The following is a 20,603-nucleotide window of genomic DNA, read 5'->3' as shown; positions in this document are numbered from 1 at the left end:
TATGCTCCTGGATATTACCCTTGTAGACAAAACAGCATATTACACCCAATTAAAATCACTGGTACAAAAAAAAGGCCGGCATTACTGTGTTGGTTTCTGGGGACAGCCTGACCAGAGAACCATGGATATCCTAGCCGCTAATCATTTTACCTTTATTGATTTAGATATACCCCGGGATAGCCAGACCCCCTCCATTTTTCTCCCTCAAACAACGTGTTATATCATACAGGATATCGTGGCTAATGCCTGGGATTTAAAGGACTGTCTGGATTTTCTCATCGCCACCACGGGGCCGGATAAGTGTGAACAGGGACGCAATGTGGCAGCCATTTTAGCCAGTGAAGGGTTCCCGGTGATCAATGCCACCAACACCAATACGTCTCCCTTAAGACCAGCCTTGATTTCCAATGCCGCCGGCCCTTTAGGACCACGGGTCAACCGCATAATGGAACTGGTTTATAAACCCCTCACCAGAGAGGAAGAAGCTTACTATCAAGAACGGCAGATGAAAGACCCCCAATTTATCTTTCATGGTGTCCCGCCCCGTGATTTAAGCCTCCTGGATCATTTTCCTCCCCATACGCGCATTGAGGGCTGGACCAAACTGGTGGAACTGGGTATACCAGGCCGGGTTGATCTGGAGTGGCAAGTTTTCCCCTCCATACCCACGGTTTTCTTTACCCAGAGCTTTTGCCACAAAGAATTCCTGGCCGCTTACTGGGCTAAAAGGATAGGGGGACTCCATATTGAAGCCCATGCTTCCATTACCAGTTCCACAGAAGCAAAACTCCAGGCCTTTCTTGGTCTGGCCGGCAAGCCCTTCCTAAGGGAGGTAGACATAAAATGATCTATTGTGACGGCGGCTCCACCTATACAAAGATTCTTTATCCCCACGGGAAGCTGGAAATTATTCCCACCCAGGAAATGCTGCGGGATAAGACCAGAAGGTTTGATATCGCTACAGGCCATGCCGCCAAAAACCGCTGTGGCCTATACGTCAATGAACTGATGGCCCTGGCCCACGGAACCCTTAGCCTGGTAAAGGAAGACAACTTTACCGTTGTGGACATCGGCAGTAGAGATACTAAATACATTGTCATCAGGGACCGCAAGGTTATCAGCCTTGACTGGAATACCAGCTGCGGGGGTAATCTGGGGTTCACGGTAGAACTCCTGGGCCGTTACTACGGTCTGGACTATAGCGAGTTAAGTCCCAGCAGGGAAAAAATTCAGGTTACCTGTGGGTTGCTGGGAATGGAAAAGATTTTCGACGAAATCAATAAAGGCTGTTCGCCTGCAGAAAGTGTGGCCAAATTCTTAAACGGCATGGCCTTTCATACCTATCAATTTTGCCAGTCTCCCAGCCTGTTGTATCTCTCCGGAGGCTTAGCAGAAAACTCTTGTTTTGTGCAGACACTGAACCAGTATTGTGAGGTCAGGCCTTTGGGGAGGGACATCCTCTTAAGGGGTCTGGTAGAAATAGGTAAATCCAAAGCGGTGCCTGGCACCTAAGTTACTAAGTTATTGTTGTTATTGTTTAAGAGGAGCATCTTCTGCTCCTCTAATTGTTTATATGTTCATATGTTTACAACCCGTAAAAGTGGTGCCAAGGTATTCACTGATCAGCCTATAAGCGCAAAACTTGCCGCACTCCAGTATTTTCTTTAATAGCTCAAGTTTTTGTATAGCGATTCTCCTTCAAAACCATTGACTTTTTCTTTCTAATCTAAACTATAGTATATTATTTTGCCAACACCTGGGGTAAAAACAGGGCGATCTGAGGAACAAAGGTAATGAGCACTATTACGGCAAAAAGAGCTATAATAAAGGGTATCACAGCTTTGGATACCTCTTCCAGGGAAACCTTGGCAATGCCGGTAGCCACAAAAAGGTTAACACCTAAAGGCGGTGTGAGAAAACCAATCTCCGCTCCCATCACCAGGAGGATGCCAAAATGAATGGGGTCAACGCCCAGGGAGGTTACAACAGGCAGCAACAATGGAGTAAAAATGATTACCTGAGAAAGGGTTTCCATAAAGGTTCCCGTGATTAGAAAAAGAAAGTTGACTAACATCAGGACGACATATTTATTTTGAGAAATCCCACCTATGAGACTGGCCACAGCCTGCGGTACCTGGTACATGGTAATCAGCCGGCCAAAAGCCGTGGAGGTGCCCAGGATGATCATGACTGCGCCTACGGTGAGGGCTGCATTAATAAAGCACTTAGGCAGGTCTTTCCAGGTAAGTTCTTTATAAATAAAGAGTCCCACAATCATACCATAAACCACAGCGACTACTGCAGATTCCGTGGGAGTAAAAATACCCCCATAAATCCCACCTAAGATGAGAATGGGAGCAAACAAGGCCCACTTTGCTTCCCAGACAGCTTTTCCCAGTTCAGCCAGGCTAAACTTTTCTCCAGACCCTGTGTAGCCTCTCTTCCTGGCAATAATGTAGGAGACAAGCATGAGGGCCAGACCTACTAAAATTCCGGGTATGATCCCGGCAATAAACATACTGCTTATGGAGACATTGCCAACAATACCATAAACGATCATGGGAATGGAGGGGGGAATAAGAATACCAAGGGACCCGCCGGAAGAAGCCACAGCCCCGGCATAATCCCGCCCATAGCCACGTTTGATCATTGACGGGATGATAATGCCCCCGATGGCGGCCACCGTAGCCGGGCCGGACCCGGAAATAGCGGCGAAAAACATACAGGCCATTACTGTGACAATGGCTAATCCCCCCGTCACATTACCCATAAGCCGGGAAGCCACGTTGACAATGCGCTGGGATAATCCGCCTGTTTCCATTAATGTTCCGGCCAGGATAAAGAAAGGTACGGCCATTAAAGGAAAATTATCTACTGAAGTAAAGGCCCCCTGGGCTAAAAAAGTAGTGGGAATACCCCCAGCCATCAGTGCCGCCATCGTGGATACCCCGATGGCAATGGCAATGGGAACCCCCAGGAGCATAGTTACCACTAAGGCAATTCCTAATATTGCCGGTATAGACATGATGCTTCCCTCCTTTGCCTTTATACTTCCGGCTGCGATGAAGGAGCCCGGAATAGTGATTTAATATCTGTGAATAAACGCTGGATAAGACGCAGGGACATGATGGCAAAGCCGAAGGGAATAATTGTATATATCCAGCCCATAGGAACGCCTACCGCGGGAGAAGTTTGACCGTGCCCCATAACCATGGAAACCACCGTAATGCCGTCCCGCACCAGGTATAAAGAAAAAATCAGCCAAATAGTGTCTGCCACAATAAACATCAGAGAACGCAGTTTTCCTTTAAACAGTACAATAAGTATTTCAACCCTGATATGACGCGCATGTTTTATGGCTGCCGCCGCCGCCATATATACCAACCAGACAAAAGCATACCTTCCCAGTTCTTCAGTCCAGGCCAGGGAAAAGTTAAAGACAAACCGGGCCAGAACCTGGGAAAAAGTAAAAAAAGTCATTAAAGAAAATAAAATTACACACACATATTCTTCAAAGTTCTCGTTGAGTTTTCTAAGGAAGTTCATAAATACCTCCCATAGGATAAGGAGACGGGCTTTTAGCCCATCTCCCTCCCTTAATTATATAGTTGATTTATGAAGTTTACTGTATTCTTACTTACCAGCTTTTTCAATCTCGGCTAAAACTCTGGCAAGGAGGTCAGCACCGACTTTTTCCTTGTAGGTATCATAAACTGGTTTAACAGTTTTCACAAACTCCGCTCTGGCTTCCGGGGTAAGCTTTGTTACAGTCATGCCCGCCTTAGCCAGTTCGTCAAAATACTTGGCGTTAGCTTCACGGTTGAGTTTTCTCTCATAGTCACGGGCTTCTTCGGCAGCTTTCTTAAAGATGGCCTGTTCTTCGGGAGTGGAAGCATCCCAGAATTTCTTGCTCATCAGAAGAACGAAGGGGCTATAGATGTGGCTTGTATCTGTTACATATTTCTGAACTTCATAAAATTTCTGCAGGTAAATGGTAGCGACCGGGTTCTCTTGCCCATCTACAGTTTTTTGCTGCATAGCGGTGAAAAGCTCGGGGAAAGGCATGGGGGTAGGATTGGCTCCCAGGAGTCGGAAGGCATCCAGGTGGAGCTTGTTTTCCATGGTCCGTATCTTAAGGCCTTTCAGATCGGCCACGGTTTTAATTTCTTTCTTGCTGTTTGTTAGATCACGGAAGCCGTTTTCCCAATAAGCAAGACCTATCATATTTTGCTTGGGCAGTTTATCCAACAGTTCTTTACCGATAGGCCCGTCTAAAACTTTATCGGCAACGGCAGTGTTAGGAAAGAGGAAGGGGAAATCAAATACGGAAAACTCGGGAACAAAGTTCGCAATTGGGGCAGTGGAAGGACAGGTCATTTCCTGGGTACCTAACTGCAGGGCTTCCATCATGGTCCTGTCATCGCCTAACTGGCCACTGTGGAAAATCTGTACCTGGACCTTACCTTTTGTTTCTCTTTCCACGATTTCCTTAAACTTTAACAGTCCTTGATACTGGGGGTGCTTGTCATTAAGGCCAATACCTGCCCTGATTACCCTGGCCTTTTGTTCTTCAGGTTTGGCTACAGGCGCTTTTTGATCTTGCTTGGGTGCCCCACAGCCCGCAAAGATGCCGAGTGTGAAAACAACCAGAGAAATTAGCGCTAAAAATTTTAATGTAGTTTTTTTCATGCAAAAATAACCTCCCCATCTTAAATAATGCTCAACTTGAAGCAGAGTAAAAAAGTTTTTTATACCCTCCTTTTTCGAAATATTTTTAATCACTTAAAATTATTAGACATGCTTTGGAAAACTCCTGCTTGAAAAATAAAATTTTTTCCTGTATACAGAGATAAGGACACTGTATATTTTCGTGATAAAACTCACTAAACCCTTTTGATTACTAGCACAAGATGATTTTAGCGAAAAGTTTTTTTCTAAATCTGGAGGATAAAAACGAAAAATATAGAATTCTAGAAGATAACAAAAAAGAAAGGGGTGGTTGGCAATGAACACTGTAACCAAACCTATGGGGGTACTGGTACGGTTGCGCAGCATTGAGCCCAGTTTAAAACCGGCAGAAAAAAATGTAGCTAACTATATCCTGAATAACGCGGAAAATATCCTGGACATGACTATTACCTGTTTATCGGAAAAGACTAACTCATCTCTCGCCACAATTGTAAGGTTGTGCAAGAAAATTGGCTGTACCGGTTTTCAAGAACTAAAAAACGGCCTGCTTGGGGACCTGGTAGATCCTATTAAGGGAATTCATGAAGAGATTGAACTAACAGACAGCATGCCTGCCATCGCACAAAAGGTATTTTACAGCGGTATGCAAACATTGAGCGATACCCTCAAAATGATTGATTACAACAGCCTGGAACAGGCTGTTAACGCTATCGCCCAGGCCAGAAAAGTTGATTTTTATGGTGTAGCCTCTTCGGGCTTTATTGCACTGGATGCCCATCATAAAATGTTTAAAACCGGCATTCAATCTGCAGCATACGTGGATCCCCACATGCAAATTATTTCTGCCGGTTTTTTAACGGAGAAAGATGTGGCCGTAGGTATTTCTCATTCGGGAAGCTCCAAGGATATCATTCAGACCCTCAAACATGCCCGGCAAGCGGGGGCTAAGACCATCTGCATTACCAGTTACATGAAATCACCCATTACCAAGGTTGCCGACATATCCCTCTACGTTTCAGCCCGGGAAACCACATTCCGGAGCGACGCCATGGCCGCCAGAATCGCCCATCTTTGCATCATAGATTTACTCATTGTCGGCGTCTCCTTTTTACGTCAGAACGAGAGCTTCTCCGCCATCGAAAAGGTAAGAAAGAGTATTGCTTTGAAACGTTATTAAGCAAAAATCGGGAGGTTAAATGTGTGAAAAAATAGCCTTTATCGTAGGAGATATCGGAACAGGCAGCTGTAAGGTGGTGGCCTTTGACACCGGCGGAAATTACATTGACAACCGCTCTTTGGAATATTCCATCATGCACCCCCGATGGGGATGGGCGAAAAAACGAAATCGTTCCCGGCCATGTCCACCTGCGCCAGGTAGCCGAACGTGTCAAACAGATACGTGTCTTTGTTCTTGTGTAGCCCGGAGGCCTTAATATCAGTGGTGCGGCTGAAGAGATTTGAACTCCCACGGGCTTGCACCCACTAAAAAGATCCGTCAATTAAAAAGACTCCATGGTAAGCATCTGGTAATGCCGCAAAAGTTCAACCGTTACTTTCCCTGGTTTTCCATGGCCAATAGCTCTGCCATCCACTTTAACCAGGGGCATAATTTCCATCAGAGAATTGGTCAAAAAGGCTTCATCAGCTCCTAAAAGATCTTCCAGGAAATATTGATCCTCCACTACCCGGTATCCTCTGGTAACAGCAAGGTCGATAACAATCCGCCTGGTAATCCCTCCAAGTAATCCACAGGTTATGGCAGGCGTATGGAGGAACCCGTTTTTAAGAAAAAAGAGATTGCTCATAGTTCCTTCTGTTAAATGGTGATTTATATTAAGAAAAAGAGCCTCTCGAGAGCCTAATCTGCGAGCCTCCTCAATTGCCAGGATGTTGTCCATGAAGTTCAAGGTTTTGTGATACACCAGTGGAGAAGTTTGATTTTTTCTGACTGGAGAGATGATTGCCGAAAAGCCCTCTTCATAATCCTGAGACGAATAAATTAAATCACGCCATGTTAGAATGAACATGGAGTCAATATCCCTTGAGGGATTGCCTTTTGTTATAGTCAGCCGAATAGCCCCTGCCCCCATTACCTTTGCATATTCCTGGATCCTGGTAGCCATATCCTCGAGGGGTAAATTATTACTGATGCCCAGCTGGCTACATGACTTAGCCAAGCGCTTAAGGTGCGGATTTAAGGCAAAGACCCTCCCCCTATACACCCGCATAGTTTCAAAAATCCCGTAGCCGTAAAGTAAGCCTTGATCCCAACAAGAAACCACGGGTTCTTTATTTATAACCAATGCTCCCTTCACGATTTTTCCCACAACTGCTTCCTTCATTACGTAACAACCTTCCCCTTTAGAGCCCTAATCAGAGCCTTGGCTTTGTCTAAGGTTTCCTGATATTCTTTCTCAGGGTCAGAATCAGCTACAATACCCCCACCCACCTGAAAATAGACCTTCTTATCCTTAATAACAATGGTCCTAATCACGATGTTGAGGTCCATATCTCCATCAAAACCCAGGTAACCAATGGATCCTGTGTAAATGTTTCTCTTAGTAGTTTCTAATTCCTCAATAATCTCCATAGCCCTTATTTTCGGGGCTCCGGTAATAGAACCGCCAGGAAAAGCAGCCTTCAAGAGATCGATAGCATCTTTGTCTTCTTTTAGCTGCCCTTTAATCGTCGCAACCAGATGAAAAACAGTGGCATATTCCTCTATAGTAAACAACTCCGTAACCTGGACACTGCCTGGCTCACATACACGCCCCAAATCGTTTCTTTCTAAATCTACAATCATAACCAGTTCAGCTTGATCCTTAATGCTATTTTGAAGTTCCTCACGAAGAGCTAAATCTTCTTCCAGTGTCAGGCCCCGGGGACGCGTACCCTTAATAGGGCGGGTTTCCACAATGCCATCCGTTAACTTGAGGAATCTCTCCGGAGAACTGCTGACGACCACTACATCAGAGAAATTAAGAAAGGAGGCAAAAGGGGCAGGGTTAATCTCCCGTAAATTTTTATATAGACTAATAGGGTCTCCAAAATAATTGGCTGAAAAGCGTTGGGAAAGGTTAACTTGATAGATATCTCCGGCATAGATGTAATCCAGAGCTTGCCGGACAGCTCCAAGATAAGATTCCCGGGTAAAGTTGGATGTAAGTAGAATATCCTCTTGAGGAGTTTGAGGTATTTCCATATCTGTCAAGGAACTAGTTGTTATCCTGTGTTTTAGCTCTAAGATTTTTCTTTCTGCATTTTTTAATGCTTTGCTTGGTTCCTTTTCAGGTAAACCCGTAGCCGCTATAAACACCTGATTTTCCAAGTGATCAAAAATGATAACGGAATCGTAGAAACCGAGTATACAATCAGGAATTTTGACATCATCAGGTTTAAGAGAAGGTAACTTTTCAATCTGTTGATTTAGGTCATAACCAAAATACCCAACTGCCCCCCCAACAAAGGGTAAGGTTGTGGGGTTATCAATCTTGTAACGATGGTAATAGCATCTCAATATTTCAAAAGGGTTTCCCTGGATTATTATGCTTTCATTCCCCTGGATAATTTCTACTCGTTGTCCTTTACTTTTAAAAATCAAAAAAGGTCTGCTTCCAATAAAGGAATACCGACCCAGTTTTCCATAAACTCCACTGTCCAGAAAAAAACTATAAGGTTCATCTTTAAAAAGCAGGAATATTTCAAAGGCATTGAGTGAGGTTTCAACAGATTGCATCATTACTCTATTTACTGCCTGCATTTAATTAGTCCTCCGCTCTTTATTAAAGGTCTTGCTAATTTGGATAAAATTTTTCAAAAGTTCCTTTCCTTGCTCAGTGAGAATGGCTTCCGGATGAAACTGTACTCCCTCCACCGGATACTCCTTATGTCTTATTCCCATAATTTCCCCGTCCATGGTCCAAGAGGACACTTCCAGGCAAGAAGGAATTGTTGCCGGGTCCAAAATTAGGGAATGGTAACGACACACCGTAAGAGGGTTTTTTAATTGGCGATAGATAGTTCTGCCATCATGGCTGATTTTTGATGTTTTACCATGCATTGGTTTTACTGCACGAACAACCTTTGCGCCAAAGACTTGTCCAATAGCCTGATGACCTAAGCAGACACCTAATATGGGTATTTTCCCCCCAAATTCCCGGATTACCTCTAAGGAAATCCCCGCTTCCTTAGGAGTACAGGGTCCAGGAGAAATAACCAACATCTGGGGACGAATGTTATGAATATCACTTAAGCTTATCTCATCATTGCGATAAGTCTGAACCTCTTCTTTCATTTCCGCCAAGTACTGAACCAGGTTATAGGTAAAGGAATCGTAGTTGTCAATCATAAGAATCATCGTAACAAACAAACCTCTTTTTTCCCGGATATAGTATAAAGGACAGTTTGAAAGTAATTATAGCATGTACACATAAGGCTCTCAACTAATCATAAACCTAAATACCCAAATACCTCAAGCAATTAGTTGGAGGACAATGTATCGAAAATAGAACAATTACCTATAATTTAACCTTTAGATAAAAATGGCTATATTAAAAGGGAAGGAAATATAGCCCTTCTCACGAATATCTTACTAGTAATTTTGTGGAGAAAGGTGTCGAAGAAATGTTAAAAGCTATTGAAGAAAAAGTTTACCGAGGGGAAAGGCTGACCCAGGAAGATGCCTTAACTTTAGTAAAATGTAATGACCTCTTGTTTCTGGGGCGTTTAGCCCGTTGGATAAAAAGGCAAAAAACAGGGAAATACGTCTATTTTAATGTCAATCGCCATATTAACCTGACCAATGTCTGTGTCTCCAAATGTAAATTTTGCGCTTTCGGTCGGGATAAGGATGCTAAAGGCGCCTATGTTATGTCTATGGAAGACGTGCTCAAAAGGGTCTATGAATCTATACCCGATAACATTACGGAACTACACATTGTTAGCGCCCTTCATCCTACTCTCCCCTTTGAATATTATTATGATGTGATTAAGACCTTGCATAAAACCTTTCCCCATCTTCACCTACAGGCTTTTACTGCTGTGGAAATAGACTATTTTGCACAAATTTCCGGGAAAACTATTCGCGAAGTCCTAAGTCTCTTAAAAGAAGCAGGTCTGGGATCCCTACCCGGTGGAGGGGCAGAAGTATTCAGTTCTCGTATACGGCAAGACCTTTGCCCTAAAAAAGCCTCGGGAGAGCGCTGGCTGGAGGTTATGAAGACTGCACATGAACTGGGATTTAAAACTAATGCGACGATGCTGTACGGTCATGTGGAGACATGGGAAGAACGCATCGATCATCTCCTCAAATTACGTGAACTGCAGGATAGGACGGGGGGATTCCAATCCTTTATTCCTCTTCCTTTCCACCCTGAAAATACAGAATTAGCCCATCTTAAAAGGACCACAGCCGTAGAGGATTTAAAGGTAATTACCATTTCTCGTCTTATCTTAGACAATTTTGCTCATATCAAGGCTTTCTGGATAATGCTGGGTATATCCTTGGCCCAACTTTCCCTGGAGTTTGGTGTGGATGACCTGGACGGAACTGTAGTAGAAGAGAAAATAACACATGCTGCCGGTGCTAAAACGGCCCAGGGCATTACGAAAGAAGAACTCTTGGCCCGCATTAAGGAGATGGGGTATATTCCCGTAGAAAGAGATACCCTCTACAATGTGATTAAGGTTTATGAGGAGGATAAATAGATGCGGCCCAGGGTTGGACACATCCAGTTTTTAAATTGTCTGCCTCTTTATTACGGATTAGTCAAGAATCAGCAAATACTTTTAGATATTGAATTAATCAAGGGCACACCCACGGAATTAAACCGTAAATTGCTTGCCCGGGAATTAGATATTAGCCCTATTTCCTCTATTGAATATGCTCAGAATCATCATGATTTACTTCTTTTACCTGATTTAACCGTAAGTGCCGACGGGCCTGTAAACAGCATCTACCTGGTGAGTCAAGTACCTATCACAGAACTGGACGGGAAACGCATTGCTTTAACTAACACTTCGGCTACCTCAGTAAATCTCTTGAAAATTATCATACAGCAAAAATATAATTTTCGCTGTGAATATTTTGTCTGTCCTCCTGATTTACCTTCCATGCTTTTGGAGGGAGAGGCAGCTCTTTTAATCGGCGACCATGCCCTCCGGGCTTTTTATCAAAAGCCCCCTGGTTTATATTTTTATGACCTGGGTGTAGAGTGGAAGGAATTTACCGGCCACAAGATGGTCTATGCCGTCTGGGCTGTACGCAAGGAATTTGCCCAGGAAAAACCCCATCTCGTGCAAAGGGTATACGAAGCCTTTATTTCCTCTATGCAATACAGTATCAAGCATTTGGAAGAGATCGTCAAGGACGCAGCGCGTTGGGAAATATATACACCGGAGTTTCTTACTCACTATTTCCGCGGACTAGAGTTTTCCTTTGATGAAGAACACAAAAAAGGCCTCTTAAGTTACTATGAGTGTTTAGCGAAACAGGGTATTATCAAGCCTATCCACCAGCTTAATTTTATCGAGGTGAAATAAATGGCTCGCCTAACAAAAAAAGAGGCCTTAAAACTCTTACAACAAGCTGATACTTTGGAATTAGCGGAAATTGCCTGTGCCATGAGAGATAAAATCCATCCCCAAGGATATATTACCTTTGTGGTGGATAGAAATATTAATTATACAAACATCTGCCAGGTTCAGTGCAAGTTTTGTGCTTTTTACCGTGAAGAAGGTAATATTGAAGGATATGTACTTACTGTAGAGGAAATCTGTGAAAAGGTGAAAGAAGCTCAGGAGATGGGTGCTACCCAGGTGATGCTGCAAGGGGGACTCCATCCTTCTCTGGGACTGAAATATTTTGCTCAGGTTTTTTCCAAAATCAAGGAACGTTTTTCTGTGACCATCCACTCCCTGTCTCCACCGGAGATAGATCATATCGCCAAACTGGAAGGCCTCAGCATCAAAGAAACTCTTCTTAGACTAAAAGAGCTGGGGCTGGATTCTGTACCAGGCGGCGGGGCTGAGGTTCTGGTGGATAGAGTCAGACAAACCGTCAGTCCCAGAAAAATATCCAGTAATCGCTGGCTGGAAATTATGGAAGAAGCCCATAAAATAGGCATGGAATCTACGGCCACCATGATGATGGGTAGTATAGAGACGGAAGAAGAACTCTTAGAACATTTGGAGAAAATTCGTGATTTACAGGATAAAACGGGAGGCTTCAGGGCATTTATTCCCTGGACTTTTCAACCGGCTCATACGGCCTTAGAGGGCAAAAAGATTTCTTCCATCCGCTATTTGCGTTTCCTGGCTGTGAGCAGACTCTTTTTGGATAACTTTAAAACCATCCAAGGTTCCTGGGTTACGCAAGGACCCCAGATGGGACAAATGTCCATTTATTTTGGCGCTAACGACTTAGGGAGCATTATGCTGGAAGAAAACGTGGTAAAAGCCGCTGGTACGGCCTATACCATGGAGAAAGAAAGCATGATTCAACTCATTAAAGATACGGGCAAAAGGCCCGCTTTAAGGGATACCCTCTATAACATTCTAAAAGTCTATTAGTAGGTGAGATGTATGGTAAGTGTACCACCGGCGTTATTAGGATTCATCGGGGGATCGGGAACCCTGGGCATGAATTTTCCCCAGGACCTCCAAGACGAATCCCTAGAGTTTTTAGAGGAAGGACTAGTTTATAAAACACCCTTTGGAGAAAGCCCGCCCTTCACCCTCTTTCAGGTGAGAGGGAAGGAAGATTATCAGGTATTAAGCTGTCATATGCACGGCTGGCGTTCAGGTGTTACCCGGGCCCAAGCCTCACGTCAGGTCTTCTGGGTCTTGCGGGAGGCCGGTGTCAAGAAGGTCATCAGTGAAGGGGGCGTGGGGAGTCTCAACCACCTCTTAGACCCTCGAGACATTGTTATCCCCCATGATTATATTGATTTTTCTTTACGGAAGGATGTGGATCTGGGAACTAACCAGCTTTTGATTATGCGTCAACCCCTGTGTCCCCAACTCCGCGACCTCTTATACCGGACAGCGGAAGCCTATCCCTTGAAACGAGTCTTTTCTCGCGGGGTCTATGTAGTTACCGATGGACGGCATTTTGAGAGCCCCAGCGAATGTCAGATGCTTAAACAGTGGGGTGGCGATATCGTGGGGCAGAGCCTCTGTCCTGAGGTATATCTGGCGAGAGAAATTGGGGCTTGTTTTGCTGGACTTTATACCGTAGTGAATTATGGAGAAGGTATTGTCAAAGCCTGGGAACACCGGGAACTGGCAGAGATTTTTCACCAAGATGCCCCCAGAATTGGGAAAATTCTGGGTCAGGCCATGAAGGAACTGACCTTTGGGGAATGTGGCTGTGAATGTCAGGATTTACGTAAGCCGACCCTTTTAAATAAGGTTTATAAGTAGCAAAACACACTACCTAAATTATTAGGTAGTGTGTTTTGTTTAGATCGGAACTTATATACTTTATCATTGTACTCCAAGCAATCTGTGCAGTTGAATACCCAAGCGCCAGTTAGGTTCTACTTTAAGCCATTCCATAATTTTACTTACCATTTCAGAACGACAACTGGTACTTCTCTACCAACCTCTTCCCACAATTTCTTGACAATATGGTATAGTGGTTAAGGCTCCCAACAGAGCACATTTTTCTAAAAAATTAATGGGGGGGTTACCTCCTCCTTCATTAGCTGTAGATTTAATCATAATCAGGCCTTTAAATTCTCACCACTTGTAAAATTCCGGGAATGGTGTTGCTTATGCCCATTTCATGGTAATTTCGGCTTCAGATTCTTAACCATGCGATAACCCCTTTCCCCGTCAGCATAATATCCTTCAAGAATCTGTCCAAGCTCAAAACCCAACCCGTGGTAAAGCCTGATTGCCGCCTTATTGGACTGGCGTACTTCTAAGATTACCTTCGAAAATCTTAAGGCAAAATCTTTTAACCGTTCCTCCAAATATTTTCTGGTTAAGCCCTGCCCGGTGTAGCATGGTAGAAGACACAGGGAATATAGCCTTATCGTCTGGCTGTTGCGTCTCGTCAGGTAAACAGCATAACCAACAACCTCTTGCTCATATTCTAAAACATCAAGTAAGATTGAACATTTTGGATTATTTACCATCCGTCGCATATTACGCCGCGAAAAAACATCACATTCCGGAAAACACTTTTTTTCTATTTCCATCAATTGCCTTAAATCTGCCGCCACGGCTTTCCGTGATGAAAGCTTATTCAAATTCTTCACCCGCTAGATACCGTACAATATTTTTATAAATTTCCGGGCTGGCCTGGTCTTCATTTCCAGCGTCGATATTAGGATTATCATTTACTTCGATGACGTAATATTCGCCGTCAACCTCTTTAACATCGACGCCATATAAACTCCGGCCTATTGTCCTGGTCGCATTAACAGCAACCTGCAACAGGGCTGGATTGGCTTTGCTTGCGTCCACACCGACTACCTTAGCCAACTGTCCGTCTTCCGCCCGGTCCATGGTCCGCCATGTATTCTGGGCAAATATGTATTTAGCCACGGCCAATACTTTCCCGTCCAGGATGATAACACGCCAGTCATAATCACTGGGAATATACTGCTGGACAATAATCCGATCCGCTCTCCGCAAAAATTTCTTTCCGAACTTGACGAATTCATCAGGAGAATTAACCTTTTCCACATAATGAGAAAAACTGCTATTTGGAGCCTTCAAAACCAGGGGGATTCCCAAGGTTTCAAACAATTCGCAGGCGTTTTCCTTGCTAACCTCTTTGTTATCTAAAAATATTGTCTCGGGCATCGGTATTTGATGCTGCAGCAGGCGTTTGTACATATTTACTTTGTCACAGCAGATTCGTATGCTTTCAGGGTCGTCAATTACACGCTGGCCCTGCATCTGAGCCAGCCGGGCCACAACATAGCTAGTATTGAGAGGGTCGGTCAGAGCCCTGATAAAAACAGCATCATAATTGCTCAAGTACTTTAATTCATTACGAAACAGGAAATCAAGCTGATGTCCCAGCTCAAAGGCAGCCATCCTGTAATTTGTGAGTGCCGCTAGTTCCACCGAGCTTCTGATGGTATAACGTTCCGTAAAAATTGCTATCTTTGCCATGTCCCCATCTCCTCAATAATCTTCTTTTCTTTCAAAGTCAATTCATCATAAGGCAGCGGTTCAATAGCGGAAAACAAATACTCATCGACCGTAACAATTATCCTAATTTTCATGAGCGGCAGATGAAAGGTCTCAAAAATAGACATGGCAAACTCTTTATATTCCTGTTCCAGAGTTAGCCCTAAAATGCAGCGGACCACGTCAATCCTGTAATCGGAGGGCAATTTCTGGCAGATGACAGCATATTTACCGTTCATTGTAAGCTTTTTCAATTTTTTCTCCACATCTTCCTTTTCAATAATTACCTCACATTTCGAAGTAAATGGATTGATTGGATAAGCCAGAACCGGCGGTATCATTTTCTCAGTAACAATTTCATATTCAGGTGTTTTGAGATTGGATAACTGTGCTTTCTTCATGGCCAAAGGAACAACATAAGCATCAAGGGCTTCTTCCGTCGTAGGCATAATTCTTATCTGGGATAGTTCACAATCCAATGACTTATAATAACCTCCGGTCAGATAAGTGTAGTCGCCAAACATATTATACAAATAGGTGTCATCCCTGTGTAATTTGTATAAAATTACTTTTCCCATGCTGTCTTGAGTCAACTCCCTATTCTTAATTTATTAAACGCTTATACTAATCTTATTTTAATCCCTTATAATATAAAAGTATATTAAATCCCAAGTTTGGCGACATTAATTTCCAGTTGTAGGTGTAGCAGGGGCTACAGGATTTCACAAAACCACTTTTGGTACTACAACCAGTTTTCAACTATCCTTTGGAAAGCAACATAAAAGGGCGTTATAGCCTTCTTGCCTTGCAAAGGGTAATTGGCCTCTTTGGTGCCGATACTTTAGGCTATATTGAAACAACCCCGGCCTGGGACGGCTCCATGTTTAGGCCGGTATCGGAAACTGTCACTCCTGTATAAACTGGGGGACGGTCTCCCGAATGAAGAGCCGTCCCTTGTAATTTTTTCTTATTTGGCAGCAATGGCTACCGGAATCTACATTATGTCTTTTTTTACTCCTGGCGGCCAGTGAATGGGGTTTCCTATAACAGCATGAGCCGCCTCTGCTACAGCCTCACTAATGGTAGGATGGGCATGGATTAGGGCAATTAATTCCTCAACAGTTGCTTCCAGACTGATAGCCAAAGCCCCTTCAGCAATCAAATCCGTTGCATGCGGCCCAACAATATGGACTCCGAGTATTTCTTTGTACTTTGTATCGGCAATTATCTTAACTAAACCATTCTCACAATGTTCTATGATTGATTTGCCATTTCCGGCTAAGGGAAAGATGCCAGTCCGGTACGACAATCCCTGGTTTCGGGCCTGTTCTTCCGTAAGTCCTACACCGGCAACTTCGGGACTTGTGTATATGCAGTATGGTAGGACTTTCCTGTTATAAAAGGAGCGATATCCCAGGGCATGTTCCACCGCTCTAATTCCTTGAGCCGAGGCTACATGGGCAAGCATTGTCTGGGCATTGCAGTCACCTATAGCATAAATACCCGGTACATTGGTCTCAAAATGCTCATTTACAAGGATTGCTCCCTTTTCCGTCTTGACCCCTACTGACTCAAGACCCAGATTTTCAGTATTTGGCCTGCGCCCTACCGCTACCAGCACATATTCACCGTTTATCTCAAGCTGATTTTGCCCGGTCAGAACTTTTGCTGTTAATCCCTTTTTAGCGTCCCGTACTTCTGATAAACGTGCCTCAGTGAGAAAATCCACACCCCTGCTGCTTAAATCTTTTTTAATTACCGATACAATTTGGCCATCAACGGCCGGCAGTATCTCAGGCAGCATTTCCACAACTGTTACCTTAGTACCTAGGGAATTGTAGAGTGCGGCAAACTCAGTCCCAATAACCCCGCCACCGATAATGACCAGCGATGACGGTATTTCAGGTAAACTCAATGCAGCCGTACTGTCAAGCACATTGGGTAGGTCTGCACCGGGAAAGGGGGGCTTCACCGGAACGGAACCAACTCCCAATATAATAGCGTCTGCCGAAAGGGTCTGGGGGGTAGGAGCGTCAATTTTTACTGTACGCTCATCCTGCAATACAGCGTGTCCCTTGTAAACCGCCACTTTGTTGGCTTTTAAGAGAGCCGTGACTCCCTGAACAAGGCTATTAACTACGGCCTCCTTGCGTTTCATCAGCACTGGCCATTCCACCCTTAGCCCGTCAGTTTTAAGACCTATTTTTGCCCCATTTTTTACTATCCGGTACAATTCGGCCGTATGCAGAAGAGTCTTTGTAGGTATACACCCAATGTTTAAACACGTGCCTCCCAAACGGTCTGATTCTACGAGATGGACCTCCGCCCCGAGTTGTGCCCCACGAATGGCAGCCACATAACCACCCGGCCCGCCTCCTATTATAACGATACGTTTTCTCATAAATTCGACAACTCCATTTAAAGATTGGCAAATTATTACTTAGGTGATTCTTTTAAATTTCTTAAATCAGTACTTTCATGGGTGATTCAATAAGTTTAAGAACAACGGCTAAAAATTCAGCTGCCGGCGCCCCATCAATCACTCTATGGTCAAAAGCAAGGGATAATCCCATCATGGGACGTATTGTAATCTGGCCTTGATAAACTACGGGTTGTTCTACTATTCTGCCTATTCCCAAAATCGCCGCTTCCGGTTGGTTGATAATGGGTGTAAACCAGTCTACGGAACCGTAAGGGCCTAAATTTGTGATTGTAAAGGTACCACCCCTCATTTCCTCAGGGCTTATTCTATTTTCACGGGCCTTCTGGGCCAGTTCTTTTACTTCCCTGCTGATTTGCGATAAGCTTTTCTTATTTGCATTTCTGATAACCGGTACGACCAATCCTTTTTCCAAAGCGACTGCCAAACCGATGTTTATGTCATTTAAAACCTTGATCTCACTTTTATCGAGGGTAACGTTGATATGGGGCTTCATTTCCAGGGCTTTGGCCACAATTTTCACCAACAGGTCTGAAATTGATATTTTTTCTTTTTCCTTCCGGTCTTCATTCAATGTCTTACGTAAGGTTAAAAGATTGGTAACATCAACACTGACGTGATGGGTCACCTTGGGGGCAACTGCCCAACTGTGGGCCATGTTATCCCCGATAGCCTTTCTCATGCCTGTATAGGGGATAACCTCAGCAATGTTCTTTCTATCTGATTCCGCCTTTTCTTCATAGACATTTGTTTCCCTTTTAGCAGGCTCAGGAGCTAAACCAGCGATGGCCTTTTCTATATCTTCTCTGGTAATACGCCCTCCCGGACCGGTCCCGCTAAGGTTTGTGTAATCAATGCCATTTTCTTGCGCAAGTTTACGGGCAGCAGGTGTTATTTTTATTTTCTCAACACCCTCTCCTCCGCTTGCAATGGCAGGTGAAATTGATGGCTTATTCCCAATTCCATCAAGAGTTTCTCCAGCCGCACCGATGATGCCTAACAAAGAGCCAATGTATACTTCCTCGCCTTCGGGTACTACTATTTTCAGCAGGATACCATCGGCAGGGGCTTCAATGGTATTAGTAATCTTTTCAGTCATAACCTCTAAAATTTCTTCGCCTTTTTTAACTGCATCGCCCTCTTTTTTCAACCACTTGGCCACAGTTCCTTTGGACATGGTCAACCCCATTTTTGGCATAAAAATTTCAAAAGCCATACATTTCTCACTCCTGTAACACAAACTCTTTATGCAGTTCTTCCATCCCAGAGCCATGACTTCCGTCTACTGCTGCACGCAAAGCCGCTTTTACATCTACTACTTTGGGCCCGTCAAAGGTAAGCTCTATATATGCCTCGTCCTCTTCATTTACCTCTACTTCTCTTTCCCCGTCCAGGGCGATAATACATGGAGTACTTTTAACTTTTACTTTTCCATTAATCCCTATCTTTTGAGATGTCTTAATCTCTACCGGCACGATCAACCCCGGCGCGATAGGTGCAAGCACTTTGAAATTTCCTCTCCCGAACTCTATGGATAAACCCTCTTTATCTGAAGTTCCTATGGGGTTGAGGTAACCTGCTACAGAGGCTATCCCTATATTATGAGGTTCCCCCCTGCTGACTACCGCCTGCACCAAATGATTTACTTCCCATATGGCCCGTGAGCCAATGAATTTTTCACGCAGTACTACTGCATCGACCAGTGCTATATCAATAGGCAACCCATTTTTATAAACAATTAACTTTTTTGTTGGCTGTACAACGGGGAAATGGTTTACTATTCCTCTGGCCACTACGCCTGCCGCCATGCCAGCAACAGTCCCTTCCACCATAGTGGGAAATACATTGTTCGTTCCCGTGGAAACAGGCAGAAGGGGAATGCTGCCACATCCCTTGGCCACCATACGGTTAGTACCATCTCCACCCAGAGTAATAATACAATCAACCTTGGAGCTTTCCATCACCTGAGCGGCCCTGTACGAATCCAGCTGGGTCCCCGTAAGATTTATATCTGCACTAATGATTTCCATGGACAGCCTGTCATGGCTTTTTAGTCCCTCCACAGCCTTAGGTACAATTCCGTAATAATCGGGCATATATACTACCCTCTTTACCTTAACCGCAGCTAATCCCAGTAAGATACGACGCACTATGTTCACTTTTTCCTGATTATCGAATACTGTGCCATATGACACCAAGCGTCTAATATCCTTACCAGAGGCAGGATTAGCAATAATCCCCACCGTAGCCATCCTTCACCTCCTTAATCTAACTTGGAGGACTACGTCCCAGCCTTTCCTGTACTGCAATATAGTGGTGAGCAGGACAGACTCCTGCTCACCGGCTGAATTACTAGAACAATTCCTTAACAGCGTTGATGATTTTTTCTTCACTGGGTAAATATTTTCTCTCCAGCACAGGGCTGAAAGGTACAGGAGCATCTGGAGCCGTTACGCGTTTAATAGGAGCATTCAGAAGATCAAATCCCTCGTCCGCCACTATAGCGGCGATTTCGCCGCCAAATCCCCCTGTCCTGGTGGCCTCGTGAACAATCACCAGTCTTCCGGTTTTACCTACGGAGTTTAAAATGCTGTCTTTATCTAAAGGATTTAAGGTTCGCGGGTCCAGTACTTCAGCACTAATTCCCTCTTTAGCCAGGGCCTCCGCAGCAGCTAAAGCCTTGTGAACCATGGCGGACCAGGCCACAATTGTAACATCTGAACCCCTTCGCTTAATATCCGCTTTCCCTAAAGGAATCACATACTCTCCTTCCGGCACATCCCCCTGTAATCCCAACAGCATTTTATGTTCGATATAGATGACTGGATTATCGTCACGGATAGCGGCACACATTAAACCTTTTGCATCAGCAGGTGTTGAGGGCATTACCGTCTTGATACCCGGAATATGGGCAAAAAAGGCTTCCAGACTCTGGGAATGCTGGGCGGCTGCACTTACCCCCGCACCGCACGGTGTCCGAATTACCATAGGGACTTTAGCTTTGCCGCCAAACATATAACGCATTTTGGCAGCCTGGTTTAAAATTTCATCCATACAAACACCCATAAAATCAATAAACATGATCTCTACTATAGGACGCAAGCCCGCAGCCGCCGCTCCCACAGCATGCCCCACAATAGCCGTTTCACTTATGGGTGTATCAACAATGCGTTCAGGCCCAAATTCCTGATATAAACCGGCAGTTTGGCCAAAACAGCCTCCAAAGATGCCCACATCCTCCCCTGCCAAATATACATGGGGATCCCTTTGCATTTCCAGACGGATACCATCTCTTAAAGCCTCAGCATATGTCATTTGTTTCATCATT

The 20,603-nt window shown here is 44.3% G+C and carries 21 protein-coding genes; 8 read left to right on the top strand and 13 right to left on the bottom strand.

Going from position 1 to position 20,603, the window contains the following annotated elements; translation table 11 throughout:
• Position 1 precedes the first annotated feature (1 nt).
• A complete protein-coding gene (locus BR63_RS14240; RefSeq protein ID WP_034421292.1) occupies positions 2–847 on the top strand; it encodes a hypothetical protein in 846 nt (281 codons plus the stop codon).
• Positions 844–1,512 carry an acetate and sugar kinases/Hsc70/actin family protein gene (locus BR63_RS14235; protein ID WP_051965589.1) on the top strand — a complete coding sequence of 223 codons (669 nt, stop codon included), beginning with the start codon at positions 844–846 and terminating at the stop codon, positions 1,510–1,512. The genes BR63_RS14240 and BR63_RS14235 overlap by 4 nt, the downstream gene beginning before the upstream one ends.
• Positions 1,513–1,741: 229 nt before the next feature.
• On the opposite strand, the gene BR63_RS14230 is transcribed toward BR63_RS14235, so the two are convergent.
• The 3 genes from BR63_RS14230 to BR63_RS14220 form a co-directional block, all read right to left on the bottom strand.
• Positions 1,742–3,025 (bottom strand): TRAP transporter large permease, encoded by a 1,284-nt coding sequence (locus BR63_RS14230; RefSeq protein ID WP_187142700.1) that lies wholly within the window; start codon positions 3,023–3,025, stop codon positions 1,742–1,744.
• A 20-nt stretch (positions 3,026–3,045) separates the two neighbouring features.
• Positions 3,046–3,546: a TRAP transporter small permease gene (locus tag BR63_RS14225; protein ID WP_051965591.1), complete on the bottom strand. Its 501-nt coding sequence runs from the start codon at positions 3,544–3,546 to the stop codon at positions 3,046–3,048.
• Positions 3,547–3,633: 87 nt separating this feature from the next.
• Entirely contained in the window at positions 3,634–4,689 is a 1,056-nt protein-coding gene (locus BR63_RS14220; protein ID WP_034421349.1) for a TRAP transporter substrate-binding protein, read from the bottom strand.
• Positions 4,690–5,005: 316 nt separating this feature from the next.
• On the opposite strand from BR63_RS14220, the gene BR63_RS14215 reads away from it, so the two are divergent.
• Positions 5,006–5,866 carry a MurR/RpiR family transcriptional regulator gene (locus BR63_RS14215; protein ID WP_051965593.1) on the top strand — a complete coding sequence of 287 codons (861 nt, stop codon included), beginning with the start codon at positions 5,006–5,008 and terminating at the stop codon, positions 5,864–5,866.
• Positions 5,867–5,949: 83 nt separating this feature from the next.
• Entirely contained in the window at positions 5,950–6,108 is a 159-nt protein-coding gene (locus tag BR63_RS14210) for a hypothetical protein (protein WP_153802048.1), read from the top strand.
• Between the two features lie 80 nt (positions 6,109–6,188).
• Here the strand turns inward: BR63_RS14210 and BR63_RS14205 are convergent, their stop codons facing one another.
• From BR63_RS14205 to BR63_RS14195, 3 genes are read right to left on the bottom strand one after another with little or no spacing between them, the layout of a single operon-like run.
• Positions 6,189–7,031 (bottom strand): aminotransferase class IV, encoded by an 843-nt coding sequence (locus BR63_RS14205; protein WP_034421293.1) that lies wholly within the window; start codon positions 7,029–7,031, stop codon positions 6,189–6,191.
• On the bottom strand, positions 7,031–8,449 hold the full coding sequence (gene pabB / locus BR63_RS14200; protein ID WP_051965595.1) for an aminodeoxychorismate synthase component I: 1,419 nt from the start codon (positions 8,447–8,449) through the stop codon (positions 7,031–7,033). Before pabB ends, BR63_RS14205 begins: the two co-directional genes overlap by 1 nt.
• A complete protein-coding gene (locus BR63_RS14195) occupies positions 8,450–9,046 on the bottom strand; it encodes an anthranilate synthase component II (RefSeq protein WP_034421295.1) in 597 nt (198 codons plus the stop codon).
• Positions 9,047–9,312: 266 nt separating this feature from the next.
• Here BR63_RS14195 and mqnE point away from each other — a divergent pair, with 266 nt between their 5' ends.
• From mqnE to BR63_RS14175, 4 genes are read left to right on the top strand one after another with little or no spacing between them, the layout of a single operon-like run.
• On the top strand, positions 9,313–10,395 hold the full coding sequence (gene mqnE / locus BR63_RS14190) for an aminofutalosine synthase MqnE (RefSeq protein WP_034421297.1): 1,083 nt from the start codon (positions 9,313–9,315) through the stop codon (positions 10,393–10,395).
• Positions 10,396–11,229: a menaquinone biosynthetic enzyme MqnA/MqnD family protein gene (locus BR63_RS14185; RefSeq protein ID WP_034421299.1), complete on the top strand. Its 834-nt coding sequence runs from the start codon at positions 10,396–10,398 to the stop codon at positions 11,227–11,229.
• Positions 11,230–12,258 (top strand): cyclic dehypoxanthinyl futalosine synthase, encoded by a 1,029-nt coding sequence (gene mqnC, locus BR63_RS14180; protein WP_034421300.1) that lies wholly within the window; start codon positions 11,230–11,232, stop codon positions 12,256–12,258.
• 12 nt (positions 12,259–12,270) lie between these two features.
• Positions 12,271–13,110, top strand: coding sequence for an MTAP family purine nucleoside phosphorylase (locus BR63_RS14175; protein ID WP_034421302.1), 840 nt, complete (start codon positions 12,271–12,273; stop codon positions 13,108–13,110).
• Positions 13,111–13,472: 362 nt separating this feature from the next.
• Here the strand turns inward: BR63_RS14175 and BR63_RS14170 are convergent, their stop codons facing one another.
• The 7 genes from BR63_RS14170 to BR63_RS14135 all read right to left on the bottom strand — a co-directional run bounded on the left by BR63_RS14170 (position 13,473) and on the right by BR63_RS14135 (position 20,599).
• Positions 13,473–13,943: a GNAT family N-acetyltransferase gene (locus tag BR63_RS14170; RefSeq protein ID WP_034421304.1), complete on the bottom strand. Its 471-nt coding sequence runs from the start codon at positions 13,941–13,943 to the stop codon at positions 13,473–13,475.
• A complete protein-coding gene (locus tag BR63_RS14165) occupies positions 13,936–14,817 on the bottom strand; it encodes an ATP-grasp domain-containing protein (RefSeq protein ID WP_034421305.1) in 882 nt (293 codons plus the stop codon). The genes BR63_RS14170 and BR63_RS14165 overlap by 8 nt, the downstream gene beginning before the upstream one ends.
• Positions 14,805–15,413, bottom strand: a complete 609-nt coding sequence (locus BR63_RS14160; protein ID WP_034421307.1) for a RimK-like ATPgrasp N-terminal domain-containing protein — start codon at positions 15,411–15,413, stop codon at positions 14,805–14,807. Before BR63_RS14160 ends, BR63_RS14165 begins: the two co-directional genes overlap by 13 nt.
• A gap of 416 nt (positions 15,414–15,829) precedes the next feature.
• Entirely contained in the window at positions 15,830–17,236 is a 1,407-nt protein-coding gene (lpdA, locus tag BR63_RS14150; RefSeq protein WP_034421310.1) for a dihydrolipoyl dehydrogenase, read from the bottom strand.
• Positions 17,237–17,297: 61 nt separating this feature from the next.
• Complete coding sequence (locus BR63_RS14145; RefSeq protein ID WP_034421312.1) at positions 17,298–18,491, bottom strand: dihydrolipoamide acetyltransferase family protein; 1,194 nt, start codon at positions 18,489–18,491, stop codon at positions 17,298–17,300.
• A 7-nt stretch (positions 18,492–18,498) separates the two neighbouring features.
• A complete protein-coding gene (locus BR63_RS14140; protein ID WP_051965596.1) occupies positions 18,499–19,527 on the bottom strand; it encodes an ATP-NAD kinase family protein in 1,029 nt (342 codons plus the stop codon).
• A gap of 100 nt (positions 19,528–19,627) precedes the next feature.
• Complete coding sequence (locus tag BR63_RS14135) at positions 19,628–20,599, bottom strand: alpha-ketoacid dehydrogenase subunit beta (RefSeq protein ID WP_034421313.1); 972 nt, start codon at positions 20,597–20,599, stop codon at positions 19,628–19,630.
• Positions 20,600–20,603 lie beyond the last annotated feature (4 nt).

This window comes from Thermanaerosceptrum fracticalcis (genome assembly GCF_000746025.2).
In the GTDB taxonomy this organism is placed as follows: Bacteria; Bacillota; Peptococcia; order DRI-13; family DRI-13; genus Thermanaerosceptrum; species Thermanaerosceptrum fracticalcis.
The sequence above is the reverse complement of the archived record's forward strand: the minus strand, read 5'-3'. Positions and strand labels throughout refer to the sequence as shown.